The 4,005-nt window shown below is 71.6% G+C and carries 3 protein-coding genes; all 3 read right to left on the minus strand.

The genetic code is table 11. The features are described from left to right. Nucleotides 1-286, minus strand: a 286-nt coding sequence (locus AX737_RS31655; RefSeq protein ID WP_280949047.1) for a chemotaxis protein CheB, incomplete at its 3' end; no start/stop codon positions are given. Nucleotides 287-363: 77 nt separating this feature from the next. Next, nucleotides 364-3,534: a DNA polymerase I gene (polA, locus tag AX737_RS00765; RefSeq protein ID WP_066918218.1), complete on the minus strand. Its 3,171-nt coding sequence runs from the start codon at nt 3,532-3,534 to the stop codon at nt 364-366. A gap of 89 nt (nt 3,535-3,623) precedes the next feature. Then, a partial coding sequence (locus tag AX737_RS00770) for a PepSY domain-containing protein (protein WP_197430401.1) occupies nt 3,624-4,005 on the minus strand: 382 nt, incomplete at its 5' end.

Genomic DNA, 4,005 nt, shown 5'->3' on the forward strand with positions numbered 1-4,005 from the left:
GGCCCCGCCCGAGCCGGATCCGCCCGTCCGCCACGATGAGGTGGCGGTCGGGCACGCCGAGATAGACGTGGCCCGGCGCGATCGGCATCCCGTCCTCGGCGGGGCGGACCGGCAGGTCGGCGGCCGCCGCGCTGACCGTGGCCATGAGGCCGAGGCTGCGGGCCGGGACGTGCAGCACCACGAGGATCGCGGCCGCGAGCGTTCCGGGGAGCGCGCCCAGGATCGCCTTGAGCGGGGCGGTCGCGCCGGAGGAGCCGCCGATGACGATGATGTCGCGCTTGCTCAGGGCCGGCTCACGGGCTCCGGGGATGTTCGGTCAACCGCCGCGGCCCCGCGGGGTTCTGCGCGATTCGCCGGGCCGGCTCAGTGCGCCTCCTGCCAGTTCCCCGCGTCGCGCGCCTCGACCACCAGCGGCACCCGCAACGTCAGGGCCGGGGCGGGCGCCTGCTCCATCACCGCGGCGATCACGGGGAGCGCCCGCTTCACCTCGGCCTCGGGGGCCTCGAAGACCAATTCGTCGTGCACCTGCAGCAGCATGCGCGCCTCGATCCTCTCGGCGGCGAGCGCCCCCTCCATCCTGGCCATGGCCCGCCGGATGATGTCGGCGGCCGTGCCCTGGATCGGCGCGTTGATCGCCTGCCGCTCGACGCTCGCGCGCTCCTGCGGGTTGTTCGAGCGGATCTGCGGGTAGTGGCAGACCCGGCCGAACAGAGTGGTGACGTAGCCCTTGTCGCGGCAGAGGCGCTTGGTCGTGTCGATGTAGTCGCGGATGCCGGGGAAACGCTCGAAATACTGCTTGATGAAGGCCGAGGCCTCGGCCTGGCCGATGCCGAGCCGGTCGGCCAGCCCGAAGGCCGAGATGCCGTAGATGATGCCGAAATTGATGGTCTTGGCGCGCCGCCGCAGGTCCGGCGTCATCTCGGAGAGCGGCACGCCGAACATCGCCGAGGCGGTGGCCGCGTGGATGTCGATGCCCTCCTCGAAGGCCTGGCGGAGCTGCGGCACGTCGGCGATGTGGGCGAGGATGCGCAGCTCCACCTGGCTGTAATCGGCCGAGATCAGCCGGTTGCCGGGGGCGGCCACGAAGGCGCGCCGGATGCGCCGGCCCTCCTCGGTGCGGATCGGGATGTTCTGCAGGTTCGGCTCGGACGAGGAGAGCCGGCCGGTGGTGGTGGCCGCGAGCGAGAACGAGGTGTGGACCCGGCTCGTATCCCGGTCGGCATGGGCCTGGAGCGCGTCCGTATAGGTCGATTTCAGCTTCGAGAGCTGGCGCCACTCCAGGATCTTCTTCGGGAGTTCATGGCCCGCCTGGGCGAGTTCCTCCAAGAGCGTCGCGGGCGTCGCCCACTGGCCGGACGGGGTCTTCTTGGCGCCGGGCAGACCCATCTTGCCGAACAGGATGTCGCCGATCTGCTTCGGGGACGAGACCGAGAACGTCTCCTGCGCGTCCTCCTGGATCTCCTCCTCAAGGCGGGCCAGGATCTGCGAGAAGTCGCCTGACAGCCGGCTCAGCATGTCGCGGTCGACCCGGATGCCCGCCCGCTCCATCCGGGCGATCACCGCGATCAGCGGGCGCTCCAGGGTCTCGTAGACGGCGACCCGGTGCTCGGCGACGAGGCGCGGCTTCATCATCCGCCAGAGCCGCAGCGTCACGTCCGCGTCCTCGGCCGCGTAGGCGGTGGCGCGGTCGATCGCGACCTTGTCGAAGGTCACCTTGTTGCGGCCGGTGCCGGCCACGTCCGAGAAGGTGATCGGCTGGTGCCCGAGATGGCGCCGGGCGAGCTCGTCCATGCCGTGCCCGCCCTTGCCGGCGTCGAGCACGTAGGAGATCAGCATCGTGTCGTCGAAGGGCGCCACCTCGATCCCGTGGCGGGCGAGCACCAGCCAGTCGTATTTCAGGTTCTGGCCGACCTTCAGCACGCCCGGATCCTCAAGGAGGCCCTTCAGGCGCTTGAGGGCTGCGGCGACGTCGATCTGGTCGGCCACGCGCCGGAACTCGCCGGTGGCGGTCTTCGCCTTGCCGAAGAGGTCGCCGTCGCCCGCGCCCTCGACCGGTTCGAGATGTTCGAGCGGGATGTAGGCGGCCCGCCCCGGCGCGGTCGCGAGCGAGACGCCGACGAGGCCGGCCTTGTGCGCGTCGAGGTCGTCGGTCTCGGTGTCGACCGCGACGACGCCCGCTTCCCGGGCCTCCGCGATCCAGGCGTCGAGCTGTTCCAGCGTACGGATCGTCTCGTAGGATTGCGTGTCGAAGGGTTTGACAGATTCCGCCGCGCGGGCGGCCACGAGGCCGCCGGGCGTGGGCTCGGGCGGCGCGCGGGTCCGGGGCGCGGCGTCCGGCAGGTCGAACTCGGCGAAGGGATCCGTCTCGCCGCCCTCGGGCGGTGCGGCGCCCGGGGCGCGCTCGGCCCCCGCCGCCGCGGTCTCGGGATCGGGCGGCACGGCGTCGCCGAAGAACGGCACCGCGTCGCTGCCGCCGTTCGGGTTGGCGTAGCCGTGGGCCCGCGCACCTGGCAGCAGGCGCGGGTCGGGCTTCACGGCTTCCGGATCGACGTGGAGCATCTGGGCGATGCGCCGCGTCAGCGTGTTGAACTCCATCGCCTTGAGGAAGCCGACGAGCCGCTCCGGGTCGGGCTTGGGCAGCGCCAGGTCGTCGAGCGCCACGGGTACGGGCACGTCCTCCATCAGCGCCACGAGCTTTCGCGAGAGCTTGGCCTGGTCGATGTTGGCGAGCAGCGTCTCGCGGCGCTTGGGCTGCTTGATCTCGCCCGCCCGCTCCAGGAGCGCCTCCAGGCTGCCGAACTCCTTGATCAGCGCGGCGGCGGTCTTCAGGCCGATGCCCGGCACCCCCGGCACGTTGTCGGAGGTGTCGCCGATCAGCGCCAGCGCGTCGCCGATCTGGCTCGGCTGCAGGCCCTCCCACTTGGCCACGATCGCCTCGACGTCGAGGTTGCGCTCCGGCCGGTAGCCGGGCTTGCCCTTGGCGCCCGACTCGAAGTCGTAGAAGCGCACCAGCGGGCCGACGAGCTGCATCAGGTCCTTGTCGGAGGAGACGATGATCACGCCCGCGCCCCGCGCCTCCGCCTGCCGCGCGTAGGTGGCGATGAGGTCGTCGGCCTCGTAGCGTTCCAGCTCGATCGCGTGCAGGCCGAAGGCGCGCACCGCATCGCGCATCAGCGGCATCTGCCGCTTCAGGTCGTCCGGCGCGTCGGGGCGATGGCCCTTGTAGTCCGGGAACATCTCCTTGCGGAACGAGCCCTCCGACTTGTCGAAGACGATGCCGAGATGGCTCGGCATCGTGCCGGCCGCGCCGTCCTGAAGGAACTGCGCGATCTTCGTGCAGAACAGGCGCACGGCGCCGGTCGGCAGCCCGTCGGAGGGGCGGGAATTGTACTTCTGGTCCTGGTTGATCGACTGGAAGTAGGCCCGGAAGATGAAGGACGAGCCGTCCACCAGGATCACCTGATCGCCGGGCCCGACGGGCTTGCCGGCTTGCTGGGCGTCCTCGCTCGGCTGGGTCTCGGTCTTCGCGCTCATCGGGCCTTCGCGTCGCATCGCCTGAAGGCCTGTCTAGTGCCGTTTCCGGCCTCTGGGAAACGGCGATTGGGTCGCGGGGCTTCGTGTCCTCAGGCCCGTGCGGGGCGGCCCATGGGCAGGGCGTCCCGCCGCCGGCGCGCGGCGCGGCGGCGCAGGAGGTAGAGCGCGATTCCCGTGCCCACGAAGAGCGGCATGGCGAGCGCGGCCAGGCAGAAGACCAGCGCGACGACCGGGCCGAAGAAGCGCCCGCGATGCACCTCCAGCATGTTGTCGGCCATGCGCCGGCCGAGCGCGGCCTCCTCGGCGCGCGCGGCCGAGACGAGCGCACCGGTTCCCGGATCGAAGGTCATCTCCGAGCGCGCGCTTGGGGGATCGTCGGCCCCGGCGCGGTAGCGGATCCGGATCGTGCCGTCCCGCGCGCCCGGCAGGGTGACGGTCGCCAGGGCCGGGTTGGGGCCGGCCGCCGCCGTG

Origin of the sequence: Methylobacterium sp. CCH5-D2, from assembly GCF_001556475.1 — a bacterium.
Classification (GTDB): domain Bacteria; phylum Pseudomonadota; class Alphaproteobacteria; order Rhizobiales; family Beijerinckiaceae; genus Methylobacterium; species Methylobacterium hispanicum.

Bases quoted from the DNA above. Each gene is read 5' to 3' on its own strand.
- polA (WP_066918218.1), bottom strand. From the start codon at position 3,534: ATGAGCGCGAAGACCGAGACCCAGCCGAGCGAGGACGCCCAGCAAGCC.